This window comes from Comamonas sp. 7D-2 (genome assembly GCF_022749555.1).
In the GTDB taxonomy this organism is placed as follows: domain Bacteria; phylum Pseudomonadota; class Gammaproteobacteria; order Burkholderiales; family Burkholderiaceae_C; genus Comamonas; species Comamonas thiooxydans.
The window spans coordinates 107953-132426 of sequence record NZ_CP094238.1 but is presented as its reverse complement, the minus strand read 5'-3'; the positions used below and the strand labels follow the sequence as shown (position 1 = coordinate 132426).

The 24474-nt window shown below is 62.2% G+C and carries 22 protein-coding genes; 14 read left to right on the top strand and 8 right to left on the bottom strand.

The window, feature by feature from the left end; all coding sequences use genetic code 11:
- Positions 1-109: 109 nt before the first annotated feature.
- The 3 genes from MPZ60_RS00585 to MPZ60_RS00575 all read left to right on the top strand — a co-directional run bounded on the left by MPZ60_RS00585 (position 110) and on the right by MPZ60_RS00575 (position 1938).
- Positions 110-565 (top strand): hypothetical protein, encoded by a 456-nt coding sequence (locus MPZ60_RS00585; RefSeq protein WP_034351309.1) that lies wholly within the window; start codon positions 110-112, stop codon positions 563-565.
- Between the two features lie 81 nt (positions 566-646).
- The gene (locus MPZ60_RS00580; protein WP_034351308.1) at positions 647-1585 is read left to right on the top strand and encodes a branched-chain amino acid transaminase; all 939 of its coding nucleotides are present in this window, start codon (positions 647-649) and stop codon (positions 1583-1585) included.
- Between the two features lie 143 nt (positions 1586-1728).
- Complete coding sequence (locus MPZ60_RS00575; protein WP_003059801.1) at positions 1729-1938, top strand: zinc-finger domain-containing protein; 210 nt, start codon at positions 1729-1731, stop codon at positions 1936-1938.
- A gap of 45 nt (positions 1939-1983) precedes the next feature.
- On the opposite strand, the gene MPZ60_RS00570 is transcribed toward MPZ60_RS00575, so the two are convergent.
- Positions 1984-2949: a glycosyltransferase family 32 protein gene (locus MPZ60_RS00570; RefSeq protein ID WP_187771846.1), complete on the bottom strand. Its 966-nt coding sequence runs from the start codon at positions 2947-2949 to the stop codon at positions 1984-1986.
- A 62-nt stretch (positions 2950-3011) separates the two neighbouring features.
- Here MPZ60_RS00570 and MPZ60_RS00565 point away from each other — a divergent pair, with 62 nt between their 5' ends.
- Positions 3012-4145: a glycosyltransferase gene (locus MPZ60_RS00565; protein ID WP_052057547.1), complete on the top strand. Its 1134-nt coding sequence runs from the start codon at positions 3012-3014 to the stop codon at positions 4143-4145.
- On the opposite strand, the gene MPZ60_RS00560 is transcribed toward MPZ60_RS00565, so the two are convergent.
- A complete protein-coding gene (locus MPZ60_RS00560; protein WP_034351307.1) occupies positions 4135-4899 on the bottom strand; it encodes a glycosyltransferase family 25 protein in 765 nt (254 codons plus the stop codon). The two genes, MPZ60_RS00565 and MPZ60_RS00560, sit on opposite strands and share 11 nt — an antisense overlap.
- Before the next feature lie 283 nt (positions 4900-5182).
- Between MPZ60_RS00560 and MPZ60_RS00555 the strand changes: the two genes are divergently transcribed.
- Complete coding sequence (locus MPZ60_RS00555; protein ID WP_242607002.1) at positions 5183-6274, top strand: O-antigen ligase; 1092 nt, start codon at positions 5183-5185, stop codon at positions 6272-6274.
- Here the strand turns inward: MPZ60_RS00555 and MPZ60_RS00550 are convergent.
- Together MPZ60_RS00550 and MPZ60_RS00545 are read right to left on the bottom strand one after the other, a co-directional pair.
- Positions 6265-7164 carry a lysylphosphatidylglycerol synthase transmembrane domain-containing protein gene (locus tag MPZ60_RS00550; protein WP_187771842.1) on the bottom strand — a complete coding sequence of 300 codons (900 nt, stop codon included), beginning with the start codon at positions 7162-7164 and terminating at the stop codon, positions 6265-6267. The two genes, MPZ60_RS00555 and MPZ60_RS00550, sit on opposite strands and share 10 nt — an antisense overlap.
- Before the next feature lie 32 nt (positions 7165-7196).
- Complete coding sequence (locus tag MPZ60_RS00545) at positions 7197-8213, bottom strand: glycosyltransferase family 2 protein (protein WP_034351303.1); 1017 nt, start codon at positions 8211-8213, stop codon at positions 7197-7199.
- Between the two features lie 265 nt (positions 8214-8478).
- Between MPZ60_RS00545 and MPZ60_RS00540 the strand changes: the two genes are divergently transcribed.
- Genes MPZ60_RS00540 through MPZ60_RS00530 form a run of 3 tightly spaced genes read left to right on the top strand, consistent with a single transcriptional unit; the run spans position 8479 to position 12199 of the window.
- Complete coding sequence (locus MPZ60_RS00540) at positions 8479-9858, top strand: glycosyltransferase family 39 protein (protein ID WP_052052658.1); 1380 nt, start codon at positions 8479-8481, stop codon at positions 9856-9858.
- A complete protein-coding gene (locus MPZ60_RS00535) occupies positions 9855-10865 on the top strand; it encodes an NAD-dependent epimerase (protein WP_034351301.1) in 1011 nt (336 codons plus the stop codon). The genes MPZ60_RS00540 and MPZ60_RS00535 overlap by 4 nt, the downstream gene beginning before the upstream one ends.
- Positions 10862-12199 carry a UDP-glucose/GDP-mannose dehydrogenase family protein gene (locus MPZ60_RS00530; protein WP_034351299.1) on the top strand — a complete coding sequence of 446 codons (1338 nt, stop codon included), beginning with the start codon at positions 10862-10864 and terminating at the stop codon, positions 12197-12199. Before MPZ60_RS00535 ends, MPZ60_RS00530 begins: the two co-directional genes overlap by 4 nt.
- A gap of 52 nt (positions 12200-12251) precedes the next feature.
- Here the strand turns inward: MPZ60_RS00530 and MPZ60_RS00525 are convergent, their stop codons facing one another.
- The 3 genes from MPZ60_RS00525 to MPZ60_RS00515 all read right to left on the bottom strand — a co-directional run bounded on the left by MPZ60_RS00525 (position 12252) and on the right by MPZ60_RS00515 (position 15704).
- Positions 12252-13472: an ATP-binding protein gene (locus MPZ60_RS00525; RefSeq protein WP_034351296.1), complete on the bottom strand. Its 1221-nt coding sequence runs from the start codon at positions 13470-13472 to the stop codon at positions 12252-12254.
- Positions 13472-14221, bottom strand: a complete 750-nt coding sequence (locus tag MPZ60_RS00520) for a response regulator (protein WP_034351293.1) — start codon at positions 14219-14221, stop codon at positions 13472-13474. The genes MPZ60_RS00525 and MPZ60_RS00520 overlap by 1 nt, the downstream gene beginning before the upstream one ends.
- 124 nt (positions 14222-14345) lie before the next feature.
- Positions 14346-15704: an MFS transporter gene (locus tag MPZ60_RS00515; protein ID WP_034351291.1), complete on the bottom strand. Its 1359-nt coding sequence runs from the start codon at positions 15702-15704 to the stop codon at positions 14346-14348.
- Between the two features lie 106 nt (positions 15705-15810).
- On the opposite strand from MPZ60_RS00515, the gene MPZ60_RS00510 reads away from it, so the two are divergent.
- The 4 genes from MPZ60_RS00510 (at position 15811) to MPZ60_RS00495 (ending at position 20134) form a co-directional block, all read left to right on the top strand.
- The gene (locus MPZ60_RS00510; protein ID WP_034351287.1) at positions 15811-16506 is read left to right on the top strand and encodes an AraC family transcriptional regulator; all 696 of its coding nucleotides are present in this window, start codon (positions 15811-15813) and stop codon (positions 16504-16506) included.
- A 112-nt stretch (positions 16507-16618) separates the two neighbouring features.
- Positions 16619-17491, top strand: a complete 873-nt coding sequence (locus tag MPZ60_RS00505) for a DMT family transporter (RefSeq protein ID WP_080746055.1) — start codon at positions 16619-16621, stop codon at positions 17489-17491.
- Positions 17492-17528: 37 nt separating this feature from the next.
- Complete coding sequence (locus tag MPZ60_RS00500; protein WP_034351285.1) at positions 17529-18362, top strand: M48 family metallopeptidase; 834 nt, start codon at positions 17529-17531, stop codon at positions 18360-18362.
- A gap of 95 nt (positions 18363-18457) precedes the next feature.
- Entirely contained in the window at positions 18458-20134 is a 1677-nt protein-coding gene (locus MPZ60_RS00495; protein WP_034351282.1) for an acyl-CoA dehydrogenase family protein, read from the top strand.
- Between the two features lie 6 nt (positions 20135-20140).
- Here MPZ60_RS00495 and MPZ60_RS00490 read toward each other — a convergent pair whose 3' ends face one another.
- Positions 20141-21043, bottom strand: a complete 903-nt coding sequence (locus MPZ60_RS00490; RefSeq protein WP_034351280.1) for a helix-turn-helix transcriptional regulator — start codon at positions 21041-21043, stop codon at positions 20141-20143.
- Positions 21044-21210: 167 nt separating this feature from the next.
- Here MPZ60_RS00490 and MPZ60_RS00485 point away from each other — a divergent pair, with 167 nt between their 5' ends.
- Both MPZ60_RS00485 and MPZ60_RS00480 read left to right on the top strand, forming a co-directional pair.
- Positions 21211-22773 carry a 3,4-dehydroadipyl-CoA semialdehyde dehydrogenase gene (locus MPZ60_RS00485; protein WP_034351563.1) on the top strand — a complete coding sequence of 521 codons (1563 nt, stop codon included), beginning with the start codon at positions 21211-21213 and terminating at the stop codon, positions 22771-22773.
- A 3-nt stretch (positions 22774-22776) separates the two neighbouring features.
- Positions 22777-24339 (top strand): benzoate-CoA ligase family protein, encoded by a 1563-nt coding sequence (locus MPZ60_RS00480; protein ID WP_034351277.1) that lies wholly within the window; start codon positions 22777-22779, stop codon positions 24337-24339.
- The last annotated feature ends 135 nt before the right edge of the window (positions 24340-24474 follow it).

Genomic DNA, 24474 nt, shown 5'->3' with positions numbered 1-24474 from the left:
AAATACGCATGCAGCTACTGTTTTTGAAAACCCCTTGATCACAGCAGCCTGTACGGGCATACGCACTGTCCGCACACTCAAACCCATACCCTCGTATGACAATAAGCCCATGAATTTGCGCAATATTTTGGTTCCCCTGGGCTTGATCGTGCTGGTGATCGCGGCCTACAACTCTGCGGGCTGGCCCGGCGTGGCGGCCGTTGCAGGCGGCATCATCATGTGGGTGCTGCTGCACTTCACGCGCCTGATGTCCATCATGAAGAAGGCGTCGGACCGGCCTATCGGCTATGTGGGCAGCGCCGTGATGCTCAATGCCAAGCTCAAGCCCAAGGCTCCTCTGGTCCATGTGGTGGCCATGACCCGCTCCCTGGGTCAGCGTCTGTCCGAAGAGGGCCAGAGCCCGGAAATCTACCGCTGGACTGACGGTACACAGTCCCATGTGACCTGCGAATTTGTCGCTGGCCGTCTCATGAAGTGGGAGCTGCAGCGTCCCGAGCAAAAGGAAGACTCTGCGGCGGCTGATGCGCAAGCAACAGACCGGACATCTGCCCCGACCTCCCCCTAAAATGGCAGCTTCAGGAGACAAGCGCTGCCGCCGACCCGGCAGCAGCGCCCGCCGAACACACAACCCATAGAGGATGGTTTTATGAGCCCTGTTGTTCCCTCGATGTCCGACCGCGACGGCAAGATCTGGATGGATGGTCAGCTGGTGGAGTGGCGCGATGCCAAGATCCACGTGCTGACCCATACGCTGCACTATGGCTGCGGCGCCTTTGAAGGCGTACGCGCCTATGAAACCGCACAGGGCACGGCCATCTTCCGCCTCGAAGAGCACACCAAGCGCCTGTTCAACAGCGCCAAGATCCTGCGCATGCAGATCCCATTCAGCCAGGAGCAGGTCAACCAGGCTCAGGTCGAGGTGGTCAAGGCCAACGGCCTCAAATCCTGCTATCTGCGCCCGCTGACCTGGATCGGCGACCGCAAGCTGGGTGTCTCGCCCAAGGGCAACACCATCCACCTGATGGTGGCGGCCTGGGCCTGGGGCGCCTATCTGGGCGAGGAAGGCATGCAGCGCGGCATCCGCACCAAGATTTCCAGCTTCACCCGCCACCATGTGAACATCACCATGAGCCAGGCGAAGGCGGTGAGCAACTACACCAACTCCATCCTGGCCAATACCGAGGCTCTGGACGACGGCTACGACGAGGCCATCTTGCTGGACGCATCGGGCTTTGTCTCCGAAGGATCGGGCGAGAACATCTTTGTGATCAAGGATGGCGTGATCTACACCCCCGACCTGTCCGCTGGCGCACTCAACGGCATCACGCGCAACACCGTGCTGCACATCTGCAAGGACCTGGGCCTGGAAGTGGTGCAAAAGCGCATCACCCGCGATGAGCTTTACATTTCGGACGAGCTGTTCTTCACCGGCACTGCCGCAGAAGTCACGCCCATCCGCGAAGTGGACCGCGTGCAGATCGGCGAAGGCTGCCGCGGCCCGATCACCGAGAAAATCCAGGCGGCCTACTTTGACATCGTCAACGGCCGCAATCCCAAGTACGCACACTGGCTGACCTTGGTATAAATCACCCCCTGGGCGGCTTTGCCGCTTCCCCCCCGGGGGACAGCACCGTCGCTGCGGGACGGCCCTTGCTTGGTGCTTCTGACCTCAATTGCGCCAGTATTTCCGGCCATGCTTCATTATTGAAAACACGAAAGACACGAGAAATGACCACGAATGCCGTCGTCGAACTGGCCGCCAAAGACCTCAACGCACAAGGTGGCGTGTTCTGCCCCAGCCCCAAGGCCGACATGAAACTGTGGAACAGCCACCCCAAGGTCTATCTGGACGTGGCCAAGACCGGCGACGCCAAATGCCCTTATTGCGGCACGACCTACCGCCTCAAGGCCGGTGAGGTGTTTGCTGGCGGGCATTGAAGCAACCACCGTTCATGAAAGAGGCTCCCGATAGGAGCCTCTTTTTTATGCCTCGGGATTGAGAGCCCGATGCCAGGTGCTGCCTGGCACTGCCCCGCCATGGGCTTTGAACATTTCCGTGAAATGCCGCCTCTCTCCGCCTCTGAGCTTGACGATGGGAGCACTGATCTTCGGCCCCTGAACCCGACACAACTGGGGATACAGCAAATACCATTTCCAGCGCAAGGCATGGTGATAGTAATAAGCCGAGTCCTCGGCCTTGAACAATGCCATGCGTGAATACTGTCTTTGGCGCAGCACCTGCTGTGCCGTGACATGGATCAGCAGGTAATGAGGATCGCCAATGTTCTGCCGGATATCGACCCAATCGGGCTGTGCCTGGAGCCGCTGCAGATAGGCCTCGGTTCCCTCGACAATCAAGGCTTGGTGAAATTCCCGCTGCCAGGCGACGATGAAATCGGAGCCCGCCAAAGCGCCAAATGCCCAGCTTTCGATCACAGGCCTCTGCACCTGGGTGGTGAATTTCTCAAGATAGAAACCCACAAACTCAGTCCTGGAGTCGACGGCTGCCTGCATCCAGCCCAACGAGCGCGTCAGCAGGGTGCTGGCATCCAGCCAGAAGCCTCCATGCAGGGCCACGAGGTACAGGCGCAGCCAGTCAGATTGTTTGGTGGGATGCAGCTCATGGAACCGGGCAGGCAAAGCTTCTTGTGCCACGTACTGGGCCAGGTTGCCAGGATGCACAAGGCATACTTCATAATCCGGACACTGCAAACGCCAGCTCTGGATGCATTCGCGCACAAACGAGTCGGGCTGAGCATGGTTCCAGTAGGTCCACAATTTCCTGGGAATCGCAGCGCCCGGCGACGCCGCTAATTGCGGTGCGGGAGCAGCTACCTTGCCTTCGACAATGACCGGTATTGCGTCGCAATAGCTTGCTGAGGATTTCAGCGTCCGGGGCTGAACCAGCTTCAATGCGCTTTTGAATAATTGGGCAGGAATCCGGGTCATGGTGCGGAGAACAAAAAGAAACAATAGACGCAAATGATCTGTGCAGATTGTCCATCAGAACAATGAACTCACACTCTTTCCCTGAGCCAAAAACTGACGCTACAACGCCGATCCGAATCCTGCACTTCGTGACCGGAGGGTTTTCCGGCGCCACCCAGGTCGCGGTAGACCTGAGTCTGGCCGCACTACACACGCCAGGCTATGAAGTTCTGCTGGTGCTGCGCCGCAAGCCCAGCACGGATGAGCGCAAGATCGATTCCCTGCGCCAGCAAGGCCTGCAGGTCAAGGTGGTGTCCAACTGGCTGCATGCACTCACCGTCTGGGAGTTGCGCAAAGTCATTCGAGACTTCAAGCCCGATGCGATGTTCGCCCATGGTTTCAGCGACCATATCTGGGGCAGGCGCGCTGCTGCAGCCGAGGGTGTGGCGCATATCTTTCATGTGGAGCACAACTCGCGTGAGCGCTACACGCCGCGTCGTCTGCGCCAGGCCCTGGCGCTGGAGCCGTTCACCCAGGCCCATATCGGCGTCTCTGAAGGCGTCAGAACCAGTCTGGTCGAACGAGGTTTCCCGGCCGAAAAATGCATTGCCATCTGCAACGGCATCGACCTGACACGCTTTGCTCAAGACGCCATGCCCCAGCGCTGGCAGGAACGCGAGCCGGCCATTTACATGGCGTCGCGCTTTGCGCGCCAGAAAGATCACGACACGCTGATCAGGGCTCTGGCCGCGCTCAGGCAACGCGGCCTGACGCCCACACTCTATCTGGCCGGCGCAGGCAAGAGTTCGCTCAGGGCCAGAGCCGAGCGGCTGGTGGCTGAGCTGGGACTTGAGCAGCAGGTTCGCTTCCTGGGCAATGTCTCGGACCTGCCCCAGCGACTGTCCAGAACTCAGATCTTTGTTCTGGCTACGCACTGGGAAGGCATGCCTCTGGCGCTGGTGGAAGGCATGGCCGCAGGCTGTGCCTGTGTGGTGTCCGATGTCATCGGAGCCCGGGAAGTCGTCACCCCCGAGGTGAACGGCCTGCGGGTGCGGGAGTCAGACCCCGACTCCATGGCCGACGCATTGCAAAGACTGCTCCAGAATCCAGCGCTGGCCCAGAGCCTGGGCGCAGCGGCGCGCGTCCACGCACTAAGCCACTACGGACGAGAACAGATGTGGTCCCACTATCAAAGACTGCTGCCGGTCAGCGCTTGAGAACTGCCGTTACAAGAGGCTTTGAAGCCCGAAAGTTCCCCCAGCTCAAAGCCAGCTTCATCTTGAATTTGCGCATTTTTTGCAAACGATTCGCCGGTGCTTCTTTTTGGGCCCAGATGCTGCTGATCTCGCTGGTGTCATCCAGAGAAATGACCGAGGGGTAGACCCCGTACACACGCAGGTCGTTCTCAAACCAGAAGCGAATATCCACATCGACTGGTCTATCGAAGGGAACACGTGCCTCCAGCATCTTGCGGGCACCGGATCGACTGATGACATAGCCGGCAGCAAAGCTGGGCACCCGCTGATAGGAGATCAGTTGCAAAGATCCCTGAACCAACGGACCTTGATCCGCGATCTTTTCCGGCTCGCGCCCGTAGAGCTTGATCATGTCCCAGCTGCCATCGGCGGGCAGTGCTTCAATCGCGGCCAGCGCCTGGGGCAAATCCGGCAGAAGCCGCACATCATCTTCGAAGACAACCATGGCAGGAGCGTCGCTATCCATGAGTTGCTGCCATGACCTCAGATGACTGGCGTAACAGCCCTTCTCTCCGTTGCTCAGGGGTTTGAAGTAGCGGCCATGGCTTTGCGGCGCACAGAAGTAACGTTTTTGCTCGGCCTCGGACAGATCCGCCCACCACACTGCAGGCAAGCGCGATGCTGTCAACCCCATTTGCGAGAACTGGGCTGTCATCCGCTCGCGGCGCTTTGCATCCTTGGACAGATTGATAAAGACAATGGGTAATGACGACATACACTTCTGCACCGAATACAAGACCTGCAGTGTAGGTTGAAGCCAACTGCCTCGCAGGAGAACCTGATTGACAACTATGAATGTGCCTACACAAGTCACACCTCGAACCGGCAAGCGGGCGACTGCTCTTGCGCATGCCCTGGATGCCGCCTGCTTTGCATTCTTTGCGTTGAGTCTTTGCGTCCCCTCTGGCTACTCTTACGGATCCACGGCCCTGGCTCTTTTGACTCTCGCCGGTTGTATCGCGGCCCGCCCCCAAGGCCTTGCCAGGCGCGAGACTTTCGTGCTGGCGGGGCTTCTGCTGGTGCTGGGCCTGCTCTGGAGCCTGTCCTTCGACCACTGGTTCTCGGCGGCGGGCTGGGGTTATGGCGCGAAATACGCGCTGGCCGCTCTCTGCCTCTGGTATCTGAGCAAAACAGGTATCCGGCTCACGGCCATTGTCTGGGGCCTGGCTCTGGGGAGTGTGGGTGCTCTGGCGATTGCTGCGTATCAGGCCGGCGTGCTCAAGATGCTACGTGTCTCCGGCTTTACCAATGCCATCCAGTATGGTGGCATCGCCATGTATATGGGTTTTGCCACCTTGTCCCTGGCTTTGCTGGGCCGCTGGAGCAAGTCTCAAACAGCAGCTCTGGGGCTAATGGCTGCATGCGGTATTTATGCGTCCTTTCTTTCCGACTCCCGCGGCTCCTGGGTCGCGATACCGCTGCTGATCGCGGCCATCTGGCTGATGGCATGGCTCAATGGCTACAAGCGTCTGGCCAGCATGACGGCGGCAGCCATGCTGCTGCTCGGGCTGATCGTGGCAGTGCCGGCCTACCAGAAGCTGGAACAACGAAGCAGCGAAGCTGCTCGGGAAGTCTCACAGTATCTGCAAGACCCGCAGAAATATGCAGTGACCTCTGTCGGCCAGCGTCTGGAGCAATGGCGGCTTGCCATACATCTGATCGAACAGCGCCCCTTCAGCGGCTGGGGACTGGCTGGCTACCCTGCGGCCAAGCAGCAAATGGTCGATCAAGGCCTGGCCCACCCTTCGGTCATGGAATATGGGCATGCGCACAATGAAATCCTGGATATGTGGGTCAAGCGCGGGCTGCCAGGTCTGATCCTGCTGCTGGCGTTCTATGCCGTGCCTGCAGCCATTTTCTGGCCCACGCAGCGCCGTCTGGCGCATGCCGATGCGGCGCAGCGCTCCAAGCTGCTGGCTCTGCGCGCGGCCGCCACGCTGCTGCCGCTGGCCTACTTCGGCTTTGGCTGGACCCAGGTGTTCTTCGCGCACAACAGCGGAAACATGTTCTATATTTTCAGCCTCGCCGTGCTCTGGGGCGGTATTTGCAGAATGGAAACCCAGTCTGCAGTCACCAAAACTCAGTCCTGAGACCTGCCCGGCAAACCCAGGGCCAGAGCTCCCAGAGCCCCCTGGCCCAGGGCAAAGACACCATACAAGAGCCCAACCCCAACCGCTAGTACCGCAGGGACTCCGAAGGGAGCCAGGGCTGCCACAGCAGCAGCTTCACGGGTGCCCCAGCCGCCCACACTGACAGGCAGTGCAGCCATCAAAAACACGGGGGCGATGACAAAGGCCCATACGGCCAGCGGCAAATGCAGGCCCAGAGCCATGGCCCCACAGGCCAGCGCACCAGCAGACAGCAATTGCACCAATGCCGAGGATGCGGCTTGCACCCACAGTTGCAGCAGGAAGTTCGGGCTGCTTGCCGCCAAGCGCACAGGCTCCATCCATGCACCAGGCAACTTGAGCCAGTTGCTGCGCAGGCCCTGCAGAGCAGCCCAAGGCAGCAGCAACCACAGCATGATGACGACAAGCAGCAGAGCGATGAAAACCGTGGTGTTCATGTGTATCCAGGGGGCCAGTGTGGAAGCACAGGCCACCGCCCCCAGGCCACCGATCGCGCACAACATCCACAGACCGCTGACGCGATCCAGAATCACCGAAAGATTGCTTGCCGCCTTGGCCTGCCCGGTCTTCTGCAGCGCAATCGCACGATAGACATCACCGCCCACAACAGCGCCAGGCAGCAACACATTCAGGCCAATGGCCTGAAAGTACCAGCGTATGCCAGAGGCCAGCGACATCTCGGCCCCGAGCCACCGCGCCATGGCACGCCAGCGCCATGCCGACACCGCGTTCGAGGCAATGGAAATCCCCAAGCCCCCCAGCAACCACCAGGGGCTGGCCTGCTGCAGCCGGCCCCACAGTTGCACAGGGTTGGCGAGATAGACAACGGCGGCCAGCAAAGCGATGCCCATCAGGGCTCGGACAACCGCCTTACGCGCCTTGCTCACAGGACCGTAGTCTCGGTTTTCGCTGTTTTTTCTTCGGGCTTGTGCCTGGCTGCGCTGTAATCCTTGGCGTGGTACTGAAGGCCACTGCCCGACTCGTAATAGATACGCGTCAGCAGCTCGCCGATCAGGCCCGCTGCGATGAACTGCATGCCCATCAGCACCAGCATGACTCCCGCCATCAAGAGGGGTCGGCCGCCAATCGATTCGCCCATGATCTTCTGTGCCAGCAGCCACAGCAGGATCAGCACGCCAGGCGTTGCCATCCACAGTCCCATACCGCCAAAGGCATGCAGCGGACGCTGGCGAAAGCGCATGAAAAAGACAATGAAGATCAGATCCAGAATCACCCGGAAGGTGCGATCTATGCCGTATTTGGAAACACCGCGCGTGCGTGCATGGTGACGCACCGGAATCTCCGTGATACGCGCACCGGCATCACGCGCCAGTGAGGGAATGAAGCGGTGCATCTCGCCATAGAGGCGAATGCGGTCAATGATTTCGCGGCGATAGGCCTTCAATGCACAGCCATAGTCATGCAGCTGCACATTGGTGAATTTGGAAATCAGGCGGTTGGCCAGCACCGAGGGCAGGCGGCGCGACAGGGCCTTGTCCTGGCGGTTCTTGCGCCAGCCCGAGATCATGTCCACATCGGGGTCGTTTTCCAGACGTTCCAGCAACAGCGGAATATCGCCGGGTTCATTTTGCAGGTCGGCATCCAGCGTGACCACATACCGGCCGCGCACCCGGTCAAAACCGGCCTGCAAGGCACTGGACTGACCGTAGTTGCGCACCAGACAGACGGCACGCACCCAGGGATGCTGTTCGGCCAGCTCGCGCAGACGTCTGGCACTGCCATCCGTCGACCCATCGTCCACCGCAATCAGTTCGTAGCTCAGTGACTGGGTGCGCATGGCCTCGTCAATGCGGGCCACCAGATCGGGCAGATTATCGAACTCGTTATAAACAGGAACAACGATGGAAACTTCGGGATTGGAATCGTGCACGGACGTCATGCTCAATGATTTTGGATAACAGTCACCTATACTAACTGAATACCCTAGGTGCCATTTGCGCCAGGCCCATTGTTTGGCCTGCAAAGCCAAGCGCAATCGTAAGTGCGCACTATCAAAACATGTGCACCCGCCAAATCCTATGGCATCAAACTCCTCGACTTCTATTCGCCCAGACTGGCAGCAGACTCTTTATGCCAAGCCATGGATATGGCTGGCTCTTTTAGTTTGTGCCCATATCGTTTCCCGTATCAGCATTTCAGCAGGCATGAAATGGGATGAATCCGAACAGATTCTCTGGGCCCAGCAATTGCAGCTGGGTTATGGCCCGCAGCCGCCTCTGTATACCTGGATGCAATGGGCGGTCTGTCAGCTTCTCGGCCCTTCGGTGCTGGCTCTGGCATTGCTCAAACATCTGCTGATTGCCCTGGCCTATTGCCTGGCATGGCTGGCTGGCCGGCAGTTGCTCAATCAAAAAGGTGCCTGGTGGGTTGCCGCAGGTCTGCTGCTGATGCCGCCCTTCGGCTGGGACTCGCTGCGCGACCAGACTCATACGGTGATGGTGACAGCCATGACCATGGGCTTGTGGTGGGCCGTGCTGCGCCAGGTTCAAAAGCCGCAGGCCGTCAATTTTGTTTTGATCGGCCTCTTCTGCGGTCTGGGCATGCTGTCCAAATACAGCTATGCCATGCTCATTGGGGCCTTGTTCGTGGCCTCCATGACGGTGGCACAGGTCCGCTCTGCCATCTTCGCCAGGGGCTGGTGGCTGGCTCCGCTGGTGGGCTTGCTGGTGTTTGCGCCCCATGCCTTCTGGCTGGCTTCGCACTGGGGCATGGCAACCACCGAGACCGTACAGAAGATGTCCATCTCCACCGAGGCCTCGCATCTGAAAGGCCTGGGCAATCTGCTCAAGGCCCTGCTTTCGACCTTGGGCCTGTGGCTGATTGCCGCCGTGCTCAGCTATCGCTCCAGGCTCTGGAAGCCCGGCACCGACGCGTCTTTGCCCAGCCAGGAATGGGCCAGGCCTTTGCTGCGCAACTACCTGCTCATCATTGCCGTCTGCCTGCTGGGCATGGTGCTGGCAGCTGATGTCACGGACTTCAAGCAGCGCTGGATGCTGCCTCTGACGGCTGTTGCACCCTTGGCCCTCTATGTCTGGCGCCCGGCACTGCTGGAACAGGGCGTGGGCCGCATGTTCACCGTCTTCGTCATCGTCTTTGCCCTGATCTTTCTGATCATGGCCACGCTGCGCCCCTGGCAGGGCGGTCGCAAGAACGATCCCGACGAACTCAACCATCCGGTCAAGGCGCTGGCCCAGGAACTGAGCCAGGCCGGCTACAGCGGCAAGGGAGTCATCGTCGGCTCGGACCATATGCTGGCGGCCATGCTGCATTCGCAGTTCCCGCAAACCTACGCCCTGGGCTGCTCCGATGGCTCCCAGCTGAGGCAGTGCCTGTCTCAGGCCGGTGCCGATACCGCAGGCGGCCTGCTGCTGATCACACGCGCCGACAAGCCCGTCGCGGGCTGGTGGGACGGCATCTTCACCACCCAGGCAAAAACCGCGCTGCAGACACTGAGCATCCCTTTCGAGAAAATGCCTGCCAGCGCAACACCTGCGCAATACCAATATCTCTGGATTGCCCCATGAATCCTGTTCTGATCACCGGCTGTGCCGGCTTTATCGGCATGCATTGCGCCAAGCGACTGCTTGAGCAAGGTGTGACCGTGGTTGGCATCGACAACCTCAACAACTACTACGACGTGGCGCTCAAGCATGCCCGCCTCGCCGAGTTGCGCCCACACGCCCACTTCCGCTTTGTGGAACTCGATCTGGCGGATCGGCAAGGCATGGCCGACCTGTTTGCCGAGGTAGCCCCCAGCAAAGTTCTGCACCTGGCCGCGCAAGCCGGTGTGCGCTACTCCATCGATCAGCCCGACGACTATACCGACTCGAATCTGCTGGGCTTTGGCAATGTCCTGCAAGGCTGCCGCAAGCACCAGGTCGAGCATCTGGTCTATGCCAGCAGCTCCAGCGTCTATGGCGGCAACACCAGGATGCCGTTTGCCGAAAGCGACGCGGTGGACCACCCCATCAGCTACTACGCGGCCACCAAGAAGGCCAATGAGCTGATGGCCCATAGCTATGCGCACCTGTACGGCATTCCCACCACAGGCCTGCGCTTCTTCACGGTGTACGGCCCCTGGGGCCGCCCCGACATGGCCTTGTTCAAGTTCACCAAGGCCATGCTGGCGGGCGAGAGCATCGATGTCTATGGTGAAGGCAAGCTGGTGCGCGACTTCACCTATATCGACGATATCGTCGAAGGCATCATGCGCGTGCTGGACAAGCCCGCCACGCCCGACGCCGGCTATGACAGCCGGAATCCCAATCCCGGCACCAGCACCGCGCCCTATCGCATCTTCAATATCGGCAACAACTCGCCCACCGTGCTGATGGACTACATCGCGGCACTGGAGGGCGCCCTGCAAATTACCGCCCGCAAGCAAATGCTCCCCATACAGCCCGGCGACATGCACAGCACCTCGGCCGACACACGTGCCCTGCAAGCCTGGGTCGGCTTCTCGCCAGCCATGCCCGTGGCCACGGGCGTGCAGCATTTTGTGGATTGGTATCGCTCTTTTTATCGCGTATGAAAGTTACTGTCTTTGGTACCGGCTATGTCGGTCTTGTGCAAGGTGCCGTGCTGGCCGATGTCGGCCACCAGGTGCTTTGCGTGGATGTGGATGAGAAGAAAGTCGCGGCACTCAAGGCTGGCCAGATTCCCATCCATGAACCAGGCCTCGATGCACTCGTCATCAACAACCAGCAACTGGGTCGTTTGCAGTTCACCACCAATGCCGCCGAAGGCGTGGCGCACAGCGAGCTGATCTTTCTGGCCGTGGGCACGCCGCCCGACGAAGACGGCAGCGCCGACCTGCAATATGTGCTGGCCGTGGCCCGCACCATCGCCCAGCACATGGACGGACCGCGCATCGTCATCAACAAATCGACTGTGCCCGTGGGCACGGCGGACAAGGTCTCGGCCGTGATTGCCGAAGGCCTTGCGCAGCGCAATCTGCAGCACCCTTTCGATGTGGTGTCGAACCCCGAGTTTCTCAAGGAAGGCGCGGCAGTGGGCGATTGCCAGCGCCCGGACCGCATCATCATAGGCACCGGCAACCCGGCTTCCGAAGCCAAGCTGCGCGAGCTCTACGCTCCCTTCAACCGCAATCGCGACAAGATCGTGATGATGGATGTCCGAAGCGCCGAGCTGACCAAATATGCGGCCAATGCCATGCTGGCGACCAAGATCAGCTTCATGAACGAGATTGCCAACCTGGCGGAAAAGCTGGGTGCCAACGTGGAGGCCGTGCGCCGCGGCATTGGCAGTGACCCGCGCATCGGCTACCACTTCATCTACCCGGGCGTGGGCTATGGCGGCAGCTGCTTTCCCAAGGACGTGAAGGCGCTGATCCACACAGCCAGGGAGGTCAAGTTCGAGCCTCTGCTGCTCAATGCCGTAGAGGACCGCAACCATGCCCAGCGCAATGTGCTGTTCGAGCGCATCAGCGCCTTCTACAGCGGCCAGCTTGAGGGCAAGACCATCGCCGTCTGGGGCCTGGCTTTCAAGCCCAATACCGACGATATGCGCGAAGCGCCCAGCCGCAATCTTCTGGAGTCGCTCTGGGCCGCCGGTGCCAAGGTGAAAGCCTACGATCCCGTTGCCATGAAGGAAGCCCGTCGCATCTACGGCGAGCGTGCCGACCTGGAGCTGGTGGACAGCCCCCTGGCTGCCGTGCAGGATGCAGACAGTCTGGCCATCGTGACCGAATGGCAGATCTTCCGTGCGCCGGACTTCGACCTGCTGGCCACAACACTGAACGACAGAATGATTTTTGACGGCCGCAACCTCTACGAGCCTGCCCTGCCTGCCAGCCATGGCCTGGGCTATGTCTCCATAGGCCGCCCCGCCCAGCAGCCGCGCTGAAACAAAAAGCCCCGCAGGCAGAAACCTGCGGGGCTTTTTTCCGGGCAGCGGCTCAGGACAGCGGCAGGCAGATCACAAAGCTCGCACCGCTGCGGCCGTCCTGGCGCGCCTCGCAGTGCACGGTGCCGCCATGGCGCTCGGCAATCGAGCGCACCAGCGACAGGCCCAGGCCCACGCCGCCGGAGCGCTCGCTGGCCCCGGGCAGGCGATAGAACTTCTCGAAGATACGCTCGCGCTGCGCCTTGGGAACCCCGGGGCCGTGATCCTCGACACGGATCAACGCCATGCCATCCTGTTTGGACAGGGACAGAGTGATCTCGCCCTCGCTGTAGCGGCGCGCATTCTCCAGCAGATTGCGCACGGCACGGCGCAGCAGTTTCGCGATCCCCTGCACCTCAAGCGGACCATCGGTCTGCATCTCCAGATCGGCATCGATGCGCGCGCACTCCTCGGCCGCCAGACCGATCAGATCGACCGACTCCACCGTGCCCACATCGACCTCGCTGGAATCCAGGCGGCTGGCCAGCAGGATCTCGTCGACCAGTTGGTCAAGCTCGCCAATATTGCGCTGAATCTCGGCCTTGGCGCGTGCACTGGCCGGGTCGTCACCCATGAACTCCAGGCCCATGCGGATGCGCGTCAACGGCGAGCGCAGTTCATGCGAGGCATTGGCCAACAGAGATTTGTGAGAGGTCATCAAGGTCTCTATGCGCGCTGCAGCAGCGTTGAACTGGTGCGCCAGATCCGCCACCTCGTCATGCCCATGCTCGGGCACGCGCACCGACAGATCACCCTCGCCAAAGCGCTTGACGCCGCGCTGCAGGTTTTCCAGACGCTTGAGCAGACGGCGAATGATGGGGAACACACCCACAACCACCGCCACGCCGACCAGGCCCAGCATCCACAGAAAGCCGAATGGCGGCCGCAGCCAGAAGGCGACGGCACCGTCACGCGGGGGAGGGCGGCCCTCACGCCACTCGCGTGGCGCCATCCATAGCTCATAGACCTGCCCGTCTCTGGCGGCAATTTCAAAACGCACGCCATCCACGGGCGAGCCGGAGATGCGGTTGCCACGTCCCTCCACCAGCACCTCGCCCTCAGGGCCCTTGAGCACCATCTCGCGCGAGGGAGGCGTGGTGCTGTTCTGTGCGCGCTGCTCTTCAGCAATATTCCAGGCCCAGGCCACGCACAGCGTGAGCACGGCCACGCCGACCACCACGGCCAGCCAGATGCGCAGATAGAGGCGCTGGGAGAAGATGTGCAGCAGCTTCATCAGTCTTGCTGCTTGGCAAAGACATAGCCCACGCCGCGCACCGTGAGAATGCGCTTGGGAGCCTTGGGGTCGGCCTCGATGGCGGCGCGGATGCGGCCCATGTGCACGTCGATGGAGCGGTCGAAGGCCTCCAGTTCGCGGCCGCGCACGGCTTCCATGATCTGGTCGCGCGTCAGAACGCGACCGGCGCGCTCGGCCAGTGCCACGAGCAGGTCGAACTGGTAGGAAGTGAGATCGGCCTGCTGCTCGCCCACCGACACGGTGCGGGCATCACGATCGATTTCCAGGCTGCCGAAGCGCATGACGGCATTGGCGGGGGCCGCCTGGCTCTCGCTGCCTTTACGGCGCAGGATGGCGCGAATGCGGGCCAGCAGCTCGCGCGGCTCGAAAGGCTTGGGCAGATAGTCGTCGGCGCCCAGCTCCAGACCGATGATGCGGTCCATGGGATCACCCTTGGCGGTCAGCATCAGCACCGGGACCTGTGCGGGGGCACCAGGCATGGAACGTATGCGGCGGCAGACTTCGAGACCGTCCATATCGGGCAGCATCAGGTCCAGGATCACCAGATCGGGCAGCTCGACCGAGCCGCCATCGCCGGGCTGCAGCTGTTCCAGGCCGCTTTTGCCGTCAGCCATATGGGTCACTTCCAGGCCGTTATTGCCCAGGTAATCGCTCACCATTTGCGCCAGGCGAACGTCGTCCTCAATCATCAGAAGTTGGTGCGTGCTCATAGGGGGCAGTGTAGTCATGCTCGCGCCTCGGTATTTCTTCAAGACGCCATGCTGCAGCACGCAGGTGACCTGCTCTTGTCTGGTGCGTAAAGTTGGGTAAACGCCGAGTCGCTCAAAAACAATAGCTGTCAGTGCTTGTTCATCAAGCGTCAGAGCCAATTTTTACTCTGGATGCCAGGAAAATCAGCAGCAGCACGGGGAAGCCCATCAACGCCGTGGTGTGGAAAAACGCCTCGTAACCATAAGCATCGACAAACGCCCCCGAGAAACCCGCCAGCCACTTGGGGGCCAGCAGCATCATCGAACTGAACAGCGCATATTGCGTGGCCGAGTACTGCACGTTGGTCAGGCCCGAGAGATAGGCGATGAAGGCCGCCGAGGCGATTCCCCCGGCGAGATTGTCGGCGCTGACCACCCAGACCAGCGCCGAGACATCGTGGCCGCGCGTAGCCAGCCAGGCAAACAGAATATTGGTGCATGCCGACAGCACGGCGCCCAGCATCAGCACGCGCATCACGCCCCAGCGCACCGCCATGGTGCCGCCCACAAAGCCACCCAGCAGCGTCATGATGACGCCGAACACCTTGGTCACGGCAGCCACCTCTTCCTTGGTATAGCCCATGTCCACATAGAACGGATTGGCCATGATGCCCATGACCACGTCGCTCACGCGATACAGACCAATCAGCGCCAGCAGAAGCAACGCCTGCCAGCGGTAGCGGCCTATGAAGTCGGCAAACGGAGCGATCAGCGCGCCCTTGATCCACTCGGCCGCATTGCGTGCCGGTGCCATGGGACGAGCTTCAGGCTCGGGCGATAGCAGCACCGTGATCATGCCCACCAGCATGCTCGCCGCCATGGCCGTGTAGGCCACATGCCAGGCCTGCACCATATAGCCCTGCACATCACCTTGAACCTGGGCCGCCACCCACAGCACGCCGGCGCCAGCCCAGATCATGGCCAGGCGATAGCCGGTCTGGTAGGTGGCCGCCAGAGCCGCCTGATCGTCGACCTTGGCGGACTCGATGCGATAGGCATCCAGCGCGATATCCTGCGTAGCCGAGCCGAAAGCCACCAGCACCGCGCATAACACCAGCGGCTGCAGGGATTGCTTGGGGTCCATGAAGGACATGCCGAGCAGGCCCGCCACGATCAGCAGCTGCGAAAACAACAGCCAACTGCGGCGACGCCCCAGCATGCGCGTCAGTGCAGGCAAGGGCAAGCGGTCCACCAGCGGAGACCACACCCATTTGAAGGCATAGGCCAGACCCACCCAGCTCAGGAAGCCAATCGTCGTGCGATCGATATCGGCCTCGCGCAGCCAGAAGCTCAAGGTGCCCAGCACCAGCAACAGCGGCAGGCCGGCCGAAAAACCCAAAGCCAGCATGCGCAAGCTGGTGGGCTGGGCATAGACCTTGAAGGCCTGGCTCCAGCTGCGCTTGGGCTTGATGACGACATCTGCGGAGGAGGGGTTGCGACTTGTTTGGGACGACTCGGTCATGGTCTGGTTCTCTGAGGCAGAGGGCATTATCGGTTGCCCACGCCAGTCGCCGGACGCTACCATTGGCCGGATCACCGTCTCTTTCTGTAAGCAAGCAAGATTAGCCATGAGCCGTGACACCGCATCCCCGCACCCCGTGCTTGACCAGGCACAGGCATCGGTGCGCAGCTACAGCGGCGAGCATCAGGCCCATGCCCATGACCATGCCCAGATTCTGTTTGCGCTGCAGGGCCGCATGGAGCTGGAGGTGGGTGGCAGGCCCAGCTTTGTGGACAGCGCCTGCGGCATGGTCATTCCCGCAGGTACCGGCCACGGCTATCTGGCAGCACCGCAAACCCAGGTGCTGGTGATCGATGCGCCCATGATCCAGGGGCTGGACAAGCTGCGCCGCTTTGCCGTGCCCCCGGCGTTGCGCTTTCCCCAATCAAGCCTGTCAGTTGCCGCGCAGATGGCTCTGGTGCTGCAGGCTCCCACCTTGCTGCAACGTCGCGGCATGGATCTGCTGTGGCTGCAGCGCCAAGTGCAGGCGGCTTTGCATGAAAGCTGGCCCACGGCCCGGCTGGCGGACCTGGTGCATCTGAGCGTGGCCCAGTTCCATGCCCGTTTCGTGGAGCTGACGGATCGCACGCCGCAGGACTGGCTTCGCGGCCTGCGTCTGGACGCTGCCGTGCTGCAGCTCAGAAAGGGGGCGGCACTCGAAGCGACCGCTCTGCGCTGCGGCTACGCATCGGCCAGCGCCCTGGCCTATGCATTGCGGCGCGAGCGCGGCCTGACATCGCGCCAGTTGCGTGAGCGCCGCTGAGCCGCCCCCTCACTTCAAGCGTTTCTCGACAGATGGGTGGCCCGGGCCCGCGCATGATGGCTCACTCATGTCTGTCACTTCCGCTATCTCTTCCCCATCACCCCGCAGCGCCTTGGGCCCTGTCGGCCTGGTGCTGGCCGCTGCCATGCTCTGGGGCACCACGGGCACGGCACAGCATTTCGCGCCTGCACAGCTCTCGCCCTACTGGGTGGGCGGCCTGCGCATGGTCATGGCCGCGCTGTTCTTTGGCGCGCTGGCGCTGCTGCTGGATCGAGGCCATGCGCGCCAGCCCATGCGCTGGGCGCGTATCGTGTTCTGCGGCCTCTGCATGGCCATCTACAACCTCAGCTTCTTTGCCGGCGTCAAGGCCAGCGGCGTGGCCCTGGGTACGGCGCTGGCCATAGGCAGCGGTCCCATCTGGGCCGGCCTGATGCAGGCCGTGGTGCAAAAGCGCATGCCCAGTCTCCAATGGTGGCTGGGTACCTGCACCGGCGTGGGCGGAGGCATTGTCATGGCGCTGGCCGCCACCGACAGACAGCATCTGCCATGGGCGGGCATGGCCCTGTGTCTGCTCGCCGGTCTGTCCTATGCCGCCTACGCGCTGGTCAACCAGGCACTGGTGCTGCAATCGCGCGTGGCCACGGTCAATGCCTGGGTGTTTGCCTGCGCGGCCCTGCTGTCACTGCCCGTTTCGGCCTGGCTGGGCGGGCCGCTGCAGATCAGCGCCAGCGGCTGGGCAGTGGTGATCTATCTGGGCATGTTCGCCACGGGCTTTGCCTATCTGCTGTTCTCCGTGGGCCTGCGCGGCATGTCTGCCGCGACCGGCGTGGCACTGAGCAAGGCCGAGCCGATCACCGCTTTTGCGCTGTCGCTGCTGGTGGTCGGCGAGCGCCCCGCCTGGTGGTCCGTGATCGGTCTGCTCGGCGTGATCGGCGGTCTGTGGCTGGTAGTGCAGGCAGAGCGCAAGACTGCAGAAACCGTCTGACCCGAGGCAGACTGCAGCTCGCATAGACTTGGCGCTTATGCACGCCCTCATCTCATCCCTGCGCCTGCCCGCCACCCGCAACTGCCTGCTGCCCGCACTGGTCTGTGCTGCGCTGATGCACGCGCCAGCGCAGGCGCAGGTGGAGGTCGGCAAGGCATCGGTGATGCGCCAGCTGGTGCCGGCCGAGACGCTGGAAAACTCTGCGACCCAGCAATACCAGGAGCTGCTGCAAAAGGCCAAGGCCCAGGGCGCGCTGGCAGACGCCGGCAACCCGCAGCTGCAGCGCCTGCGCAGCATTGCCCAGCGCCTCATCCCTTATGCCGCGCAATGGAACCCGCGCGCCAGCCAATGGCGCTGGGAAGTCAACCTCATAGGCAGCAAGCAGATCAACGCGTTCTGCATGCCCGGCGGCAAGATCGCCTTCTACACAGGCATCATCGACCAGCTCAAGCTGACGGACGACGAGATCGCCATGATCATGGGCCACGAGATGGCCCATGCCCTGCGCGAGCATTCGCGCGAGCAACTGGCCAAGAACCAGGCCACCAGCATAGGCATATCGCTGGGCGCGCAATTGCTGGGTCTGGGCGATATCGGCAATGCCGCTGCACGCCTGGGCGGGCAATTGCTCAGCCTCAAGTTCAGCCGCAATGACGAAAGCGATGCCGACCTGGTCGGACTGGAACTGGCCGCACGCGCCGGCTACAACCCGCAGGCCGCCGTGAGTCTGTGGCGCAAAATGGGCCAGGCCACGGGCGAAGGCGGCATAGGCTTTCTCTCCACGCATCCGACGGGCCCCGATCGCATACGCCAGCTGGAGGGTAACGTGCCGCGCGTCATGGGCTTGTACGAGCAGGCACGCAGGCGCTGAACACCGGCGACAAGGCGGCTGAAAACCCGCTTTGCGTCGGCCATGCGGCGCTCTATATTGGCCTGTGACGAGTGCACAGCCACAGGAGTGATCGCATGCAGGCCCTGGACACCCATGACGTCTTTAACCAGTTCGATGAGCTGACCGGCATCAATCTGCTGCAGGCCGATGCGGCCTTGCAGGAAGTGCTGCAGCGCCAGCAGGCGCAGGGCTTTGTGCCGGCTCTGAACCGCTTTGCGCAACAGCTTGGCGAGAAGCACAACTGGGAGCATGCCGAACTCGCCAACCGCCATACGCCCGAGCTGCAGCGTTTTGACGCACGCGGGCGTGTGCTAGATGCCGTGGAATTCCACCCCAGCTGGCACCGCCTCATGGAGCTGTATCGCAAACAGGGCCTGATCTCCTTGCCCTTTGAGAGCCCAAGCCGCGGCCGCTGGAGCGCCTGGGCCGCCGGCTTTTACCTGCACGGCCAGGTGGAGCAAGGCACGCTATGCCCAGCCACCATGACCACCGCGGCCATCCCCGTGCTGCAAAAAGAGCCGCAGCTGTGGAGCCAGTTGCAGGCCCGGTTGTTCAGCCACGAGTACGACGCACGCGATCTGCCCTTGAGCCAGAAAAAATCCATCTGGATAGGCATGGGCATGACGGAGAAACAGGGCGGCTCGGACGTGCGCGCCAACACCACGGTGGCTCGCCCCGTGCATGAGGGAGGTCGCGGCGGCGAGTATCTGCTGCGCGGCCACAAATGGTTTTTCTCGGCCCCCATGTGCGACGCCCATCTGGTGGTGGCTCGCATGGCCACGGCAAGCGGTGAGCTCGGCGGTCATGCCTGCTTTTTCGTGCCGCGCTGGCGCCCTGACGGAAGCAAGAACCCCGTGCGTGTGCAGCGCCTCAAGGACAAGATAGGCAACCGCAGCAACTCCAGCTCGGAAGTGGAACTGCAGGACGCCTGGGGCATTCTCATGGGCGAGGAAGGCCGAGGCATTCCCACCATCATCGAAATGGCCAGCTACACGCGGCTGAACTGCGTGCTGGGCAGCGCGGCCATTTTGCGCAGCGCAACCGTGCAGTCGATTGCCTATGCGCGCCAGCGCTCGGCCTTTGGCAGACATCTCGCGGATCAGCCCCTGATGGCCACCGTGCTCGCGGACCTGGCACTCGAAAGCGAAGCCTCCATGCAGCTCGCCATGCATCTGGCTCAGGCCTATGAGCTGGAGGCCGAAGGCGATCTGCTGGCTCGCGCCTGGAAGCGCATCATGACTCCGGCCGCCAAATTCTGGGTCTGCAAGCGCTCGGTGGAGATCACGGGCGAAGCCATGGAGGTCTTTGGCGGCAACGGTTATGTACAGGACAGCATAGTCGCGCGCCTGTTCCGCGAAGCGCCGGTCAACTCCATCTGGGAAGGCTCTGGAAATGTGATGTGTCTCGACGTGCTGCGCGCCATGGGCCGAGAGCCCGAGGCCACGCGCCTGCTGTTGCAGGATCTCGGCGATATGGCTGCCGGCCAGCCCCTGTTGACGTCCACGGCGCAATCGCTGGCCAAACGCCTGTCCGCTTCCCCCGAGGCACTGGAGCCGCAGGCCCGTCGACTGGTGCAGGACTTGTGTCTGCTGGCCCAGGCCTGCCTCCTGCACAGACATGCGCCCGACCCCATGGCCGATGGCTTCATCCACACCCGCCTGGGCGCGCAGAACGGGGCCATGGTGGTCGGAGCATTCGACCCGGCTGGGCTGGACATCGCCGCCGTGCTGGAGCGTGCCCTGCCCCTGTGAATACCGTCAGGCTGCGACCAGCACTTTCAGCTGCTTGAGGCTTTGCGCCACGCTCTTTCCGCTGGTGTCCAGCACATGGTCAGCCTTGGAATAAAAGGCCGATCGGCCGTCCAGAATCCGGCGCAAATCATCCATGGCCTCGGGATTGGCCGCCATGGGCCGCGTGTCGCCCTGAGCCACGACACGGCTCATATGCTCATCGGGCTGGGCCTGCAGCCAGACCGTGGTGCAGTGGCTGAGCAACTCGTTGAAGGTCGCGGGGTCCGAGACAATGCCTCCCGGCGTGGCAATCACCACGTCGCTGTAGATCTGTACGGCCTCTTCCAGTGCACGGCGCTCGTAACGACGATAGGCGCCAGCTCCATAGAGGTCATAGATCTCGCGCACGCTGCAACCGGCCACTCGCTCGATCTCCTGGTTCAGCTCGAGAAACGGCACATTCAGCTGCTCTGCCAGCATACGCCCCAGCGTGGACTTGCCCGCGCCACGCAGGCCTATCAGGGCAATGCGCGAAGCCCGGTGCGGATCGCCCATGGGCGCCGTTCCCAGAATCTCTCCGGCCGCCAGTCGCACGCGCTGCAAATCGGCCTCGCTGCGGCCTTCCAGCAATTCGCGCAGCAACAGCCATTCGGCACTGGCCGTCGTCACATCGCCCAGCAGCTCGGCCATGCTGCACTGAAGTGCATGCGCGATCTGCTGCAGCACCAGGATGGAGACATTGCCCGTGCCGTATTCGAGATTGGCCAGATGGCGCTCGGACACCACGGCCGCCGAAGCCAGCCCGCGGCGCGTGAGACCGCGACGCGCACGCAGATTGCGCACCCTCTCGCCCAAGGCCTGCAGCAGCGGGCTTTTGCCCGCTTCATCCCCTTCCGCAACCGACGCGGATGCCATGTCTAACTGATCCATAAAGCTCCTCAGAGGCCGTGAATGATAAACAGTCGGGGTTAACGCGAATCATGCAATATATTGCTTGACACTGCATTGTCACGTATTTATCTTTTGATTGCACGCACAATATTGCATGTTTCATCAAGGATTTGATGCTGATCAGAACAGCACTTCAGGAGACCCCCATGACCGAGTTACTAGCCAACCATGTGGCTGGCCGCTGGCAAACCGGCAGCGGCCCGGGCAGTTTGTTACGCGACCCGGTACTGGGAGCAGAGCTGGTGCGTGTCGATGCCACAGGGCTTGATCTGGGCGCCGCCTTTGCCTTCGCACGCGATACTGGCGGCAAGGCGCTGCGCGCGCTGAGCTATGCGGAGCGCGCCAGACTGCTGGCCGATATCGCGACCCTGCTGCAAAGCCGGCGCGATGCGTATTACGAGATTTCCACCTCCAACAGCGGCACCGTCAGAAACGATACCGCCGTCGATGTGGATGGCGGCATCTACACCCTGAATCAATACGCCAGATGGGGCGCGGCGCTCGGCGATGCGAAGCATCTGAGCGACGGCGAAGCCGTGGCGCTGGCCAAGGACGGCGCTTTTCTGTCCCGGCATATCCAGGTCCCGACACGCGGCGTGGCGCTGTTCATCAACGCCTTCAACTTCCCTGCCTGGGGGCTGTGGGAAAAAGCGGCTGCGGCCCTGCTCTCGGGCGTGCCCGTCATCGTCAAGCCGGCCACGGCCACCGCCTGGCTGACCCAGCGCATGGTCAGGGATGTGATCGATGCCGGCATATTGCCGCCGGGGGCGCTGTCCGTCATCTGCGGCAGTGCCGCCGGATTGCTCGATCAGCTGCAGCCCATGGATGTGGTCTCGTTCACAGGGTCTGCGGAGACGGCTGCGACCATACGCTCTCACGCGGCCATCAGCCGCCATTCGGTGCGCAGCAATATCGAGGCCGACAGCGTGAACTGCGCGCTGCTGCTGCCCGGCCATGGCCCGGACAGCGAAGCCAGCGCCTTGCTGGCGCGTGAAGTGGTGCGAGAAATGACGGTCAAATCCGGCCAGAAATGCACGGCCATACGCCGCGTGCTGGTACCGCAAGCTCTGTACGACGGTGTGGCCCAGGCCATCGGTGCACAACTGGCCAAAATCACCGTAGGCAACCCGCGCAACGACGCTGTGCGCATGGGATCTCTGGTCAACCGCGAGCAGTACGACAGCGTGCAGCAGGGCCTGGGCCGGTTGCTGGAGCACACCACGGCCCTGCATGACGGCCGGCGCAATGCGCTGATCGATGCCGACCCGGCGATTGCCGCCTGCGCCCAGCCCGTGCTGCTGGGAACACAGGACCCCGATGGCAGTGCACTCGTGCATGACATGGAAGTCTTTGGCCCCGTGGCCACTCTCATGCCCTACCGTGACCTGGCACATGGCCTGGCACTTGCACATCGCGGACAGGGCTCGCTGGTCTGCTCGATCTATGGCGATGACGACAAGGCACTGGCCGCAGCCGCCACCGATCTCGCAGCCAGCCATGGCCGCGTGCATGTAGTAACCCCCGCTGTCGCCAGGCTGCATACCGGCCACGGCAATGTCATGCCCCAGTCCCTGCATGGCGGTCCGGGCCGCGCCGGCGGCGGCTCCGAACTCGGCGGCCTGCGGGCACTGGACTTCTATCATCGCAAAAGCGCCATACAAGCCGCACCACAGCTTCTGCAGGCGCTGGCCGAAACGACGGGAGCATGAGCCATGACCGACTTCACTCAGCCCTTCAACTTCGCCCAGCATCTGTTCGATCTCAACCAGCTGCGGGGAGACAAGAACGCCTACACCGATGACCAGGGCACGCTCAGCTATGCCCAGCTGCAGGAGCAGGCGCGCCGCCTGGCCCATGGCCTGCTCGCTGCCGGCATCCATCGCGAGGAGCGCGTGCTGCTGGTCATGCACGATATGCGCGAGTGGGTGGTCTCATTTCTGGGAGCCATGTACGCAGGCGTGGTGCCGGTGGCGGTGAATACCTTGCTCACGGCCGCCGACTATGCCTATATGCTCGAGCATTGCCGTGCTCAGGCGATCGTGACCAATGGCGCGCTGGTTGCCGTGGTGCAGCAGGCCCTGGAGCAGGCGCAGCATGAGGTCAACCATATCTGGGTCGCCAGGCCCGATGAAGCACCGCAAGGCCTGCCGCCGGCCTTCGAGCCGCTGCAGCCCTGGCTGCAGCAGCAAACGCCGCTCGCTCATGCCGCCAGAACCATGGGCGACGACCCCGGCTTCTGGCTGTATTCCTCGGGCTCCACCGGCAAACCCAAGGGGGCGGTGCATACCCACGCCAACCCCTACTGGACGGCCGAGCTGTATGGCAAACCGGTGCTGGGCCTGAACGAAAACGATGTCTGCTTTTCCGCCGCCAAGCTCTACTTCGCCTACGGTCTTGGCAACGCCCTGACATTCCCCTTGAGCGTGGGAGCCAGCGTGGTGCTGATGGCCGAGCGCCCCACGCCGGAAGCCACCTTCAGGCGCTGGACCGAACACCAGCCCACGGTGTTTTTCGGAGCGCCTACGGGCTTTGCGGGCATGCTGGCTCACCCCACCCTGCCTGCACGCGAACAGGTCAGCCTGCGCATGTGCTCCTCGGCGGGCGAAGCTCTGCCGGCCGAGATTGCCCATCGCTTCAAGACCCACTTCGGCGCCGATATCGTGGACGGCATCGGCTCCACCGAAATGCTGCATATCTTCCTCTCCAACCGCCCGGACGATATACGCTACGGCAGCACCGGCAAACCTGTGCCCGGCTATGCGGTGGAGCTGCGCGGCGAGGACGGACAGCCCGTGGCCGATGGCGAGATCGGCGACCTCTACATCAAGGGCCCGAGCGCGGCCCTGATGTACTGGGCCAACCGCGACAAGACGCGCGACACCTTCCAGGGTGCCTGGCTCAAGAGCGGCGACAAATATGTGCGCGATGCCGACGGCTACTACACCTATGCAGGCCGCAGCGACGACATGCTCAAGGTCAGCGGCATCTATGTCTCGCCCTTCGAGGTCGAATCCACGCTGCAGCAGCACCCTGCCGTACTTGAGGCGGCCGTGATCGGCGTGACCGACGAACAGGGTCTGACCAAGACCAAATCCTATGTGGTGTGCAAGCCCGGCCAGAGCGCCAGCGAGGCCGAACTCAAGGCCTTTGTGAAGAATCGGCTGGCCGCCTACAAATACCCGCGCCTCATTGAATTTGTCGATGAGCTGCCAAAGACCGCGACAGGAAAGATCCAGCGCTTTCGTTTGCGTGAGCTGGAATCCAAGCCGCGCTAATTGCTTATCGCAAGGTTGCAAGAAGCTATCAAAACAGTAGTCACAAACTAGGGCAATCGCTGGTATTGCTTTAAACCTAAAGTTGTTAGAGTGCGCTCGTGCATCAGTGCCAACCCCAGCACCACAGCCAGTCAT

Excerpts from the sequence above, each read along its gene's own strand:
- MPZ60_RS00570 (WP_187771846.1), bottom strand. The coding sequence starts at position 2,949 with ATGACCCGGATTCCTGCCCAATTATTCAAAAGCGCATTGAAGCTGGTT.
- MPZ60_RS00535 (WP_034351301.1), top strand. The coding sequence starts at position 9,855 with ATGAATCCTGTTCTGATCACCGGCTGTGCCGGCTTTATCGGCATGCAT.
- MPZ60_RS00515 (WP_034351291.1), bottom strand. The coding sequence starts at position 15,704 with ATGACCGAGTCGTCCCAAACAAGTCGCAACCCCTCCTCCGCAGATGTC.
- MPZ60_RS00565 (WP_052057547.1), top strand. The coding sequence starts at position 3,012 with ATGAACTCACACTCTTTCCCTGAGCCAAAAACTGACGCTACAACGCCG.
- MPZ60_RS00540 (WP_052052658.1), top strand. The coding sequence starts at position 8,479 with ATGAAATGGGATGAATCCGAACAGATTCTCTGGGCCCAGCAATTGCAG.
- MPZ60_RS00485 (WP_034351563.1), top strand. The coding sequence starts at position 21,211 with ATGACCGAGTTACTAGCCAACCATGTGGCTGGCCGCTGGCAAACCGGC.
- MPZ60_RS00500 (WP_034351285.1), top strand. The coding sequence starts at position 17,529 with ATGCACGCCCTCATCTCATCCCTGCGCCTGCCCGCCACCCGCAACTGC.
- MPZ60_RS00520 (WP_034351293.1), bottom strand. The coding sequence starts at position 14,221 with ATGACTACACTGCCCCCTATGAGCACGCACCAACTTCTGATGATTGAG.
- MPZ60_RS00510 (WP_034351287.1), top strand. The coding sequence starts at position 15,811 with ATGAGCCGTGACACCGCATCCCCGCACCCCGTGCTTGACCAGGCACAG.
- MPZ60_RS00560 (WP_034351307.1), bottom strand. The coding sequence starts at position 4,899 with ATGTCGTCATTACCCATTGTCTTTATCAATCTGTCCAAGGATGCAAAG.
- MPZ60_RS00495 (WP_034351282.1), top strand. The coding sequence starts at position 18,458 with ATGCAGGCCCTGGACACCCATGACGTCTTTAACCAGTTCGATGAGCTG.
- MPZ60_RS00545 (WP_034351303.1), bottom strand. The coding sequence starts at position 8,213 with ATGACGTCCGTGCACGATTCCAATCCCGAAGTTTCCATCGTTGTTCCT.
- MPZ60_RS00575 (WP_003059801.1), top strand. The coding sequence starts at position 1,729 with ATGACCACGAATGCCGTCGTCGAACTGGCCGCCAAAGACCTCAACGCA.
- MPZ60_RS00490 (WP_034351280.1), bottom strand. The coding sequence starts at position 21,043 with ATGGATCAGTTAGACATGGCATCCGCGTCGGTTGCGGAAGGGGATGAA.
- MPZ60_RS00530 (WP_034351299.1), top strand. The coding sequence starts at position 10,862 with ATGAAAGTTACTGTCTTTGGTACCGGCTATGTCGGTCTTGTGCAAGGT.
- MPZ60_RS00580 (WP_034351308.1), top strand. The coding sequence starts at position 647 with ATGAGCCCTGTTGTTCCCTCGATGTCCGACCGCGACGGCAAGATCTGG.
- MPZ60_RS00550 (WP_187771842.1), bottom strand. The coding sequence starts at position 7,164 with ATGGGCATCGCTTTGCTGGCCGCCGTTGTCTATCTCGCCAACCCTGTG.
- MPZ60_RS00525 (WP_034351296.1), bottom strand. The coding sequence starts at position 13,472 with ATGAAGCTGCTGCACATCTTCTCCCAGCGCCTCTATCTGCGCATCTGG.
- MPZ60_RS00480 (WP_034351277.1), top strand. The coding sequence starts at position 22,777 with ATGACCGACTTCACTCAGCCCTTCAACTTCGCCCAGCATCTGTTCGAT.
- MPZ60_RS00585 (WP_034351309.1), top strand. The coding sequence starts at position 110 with ATGAATTTGCGCAATATTTTGGTTCCCCTGGGCTTGATCGTGCTGGTG.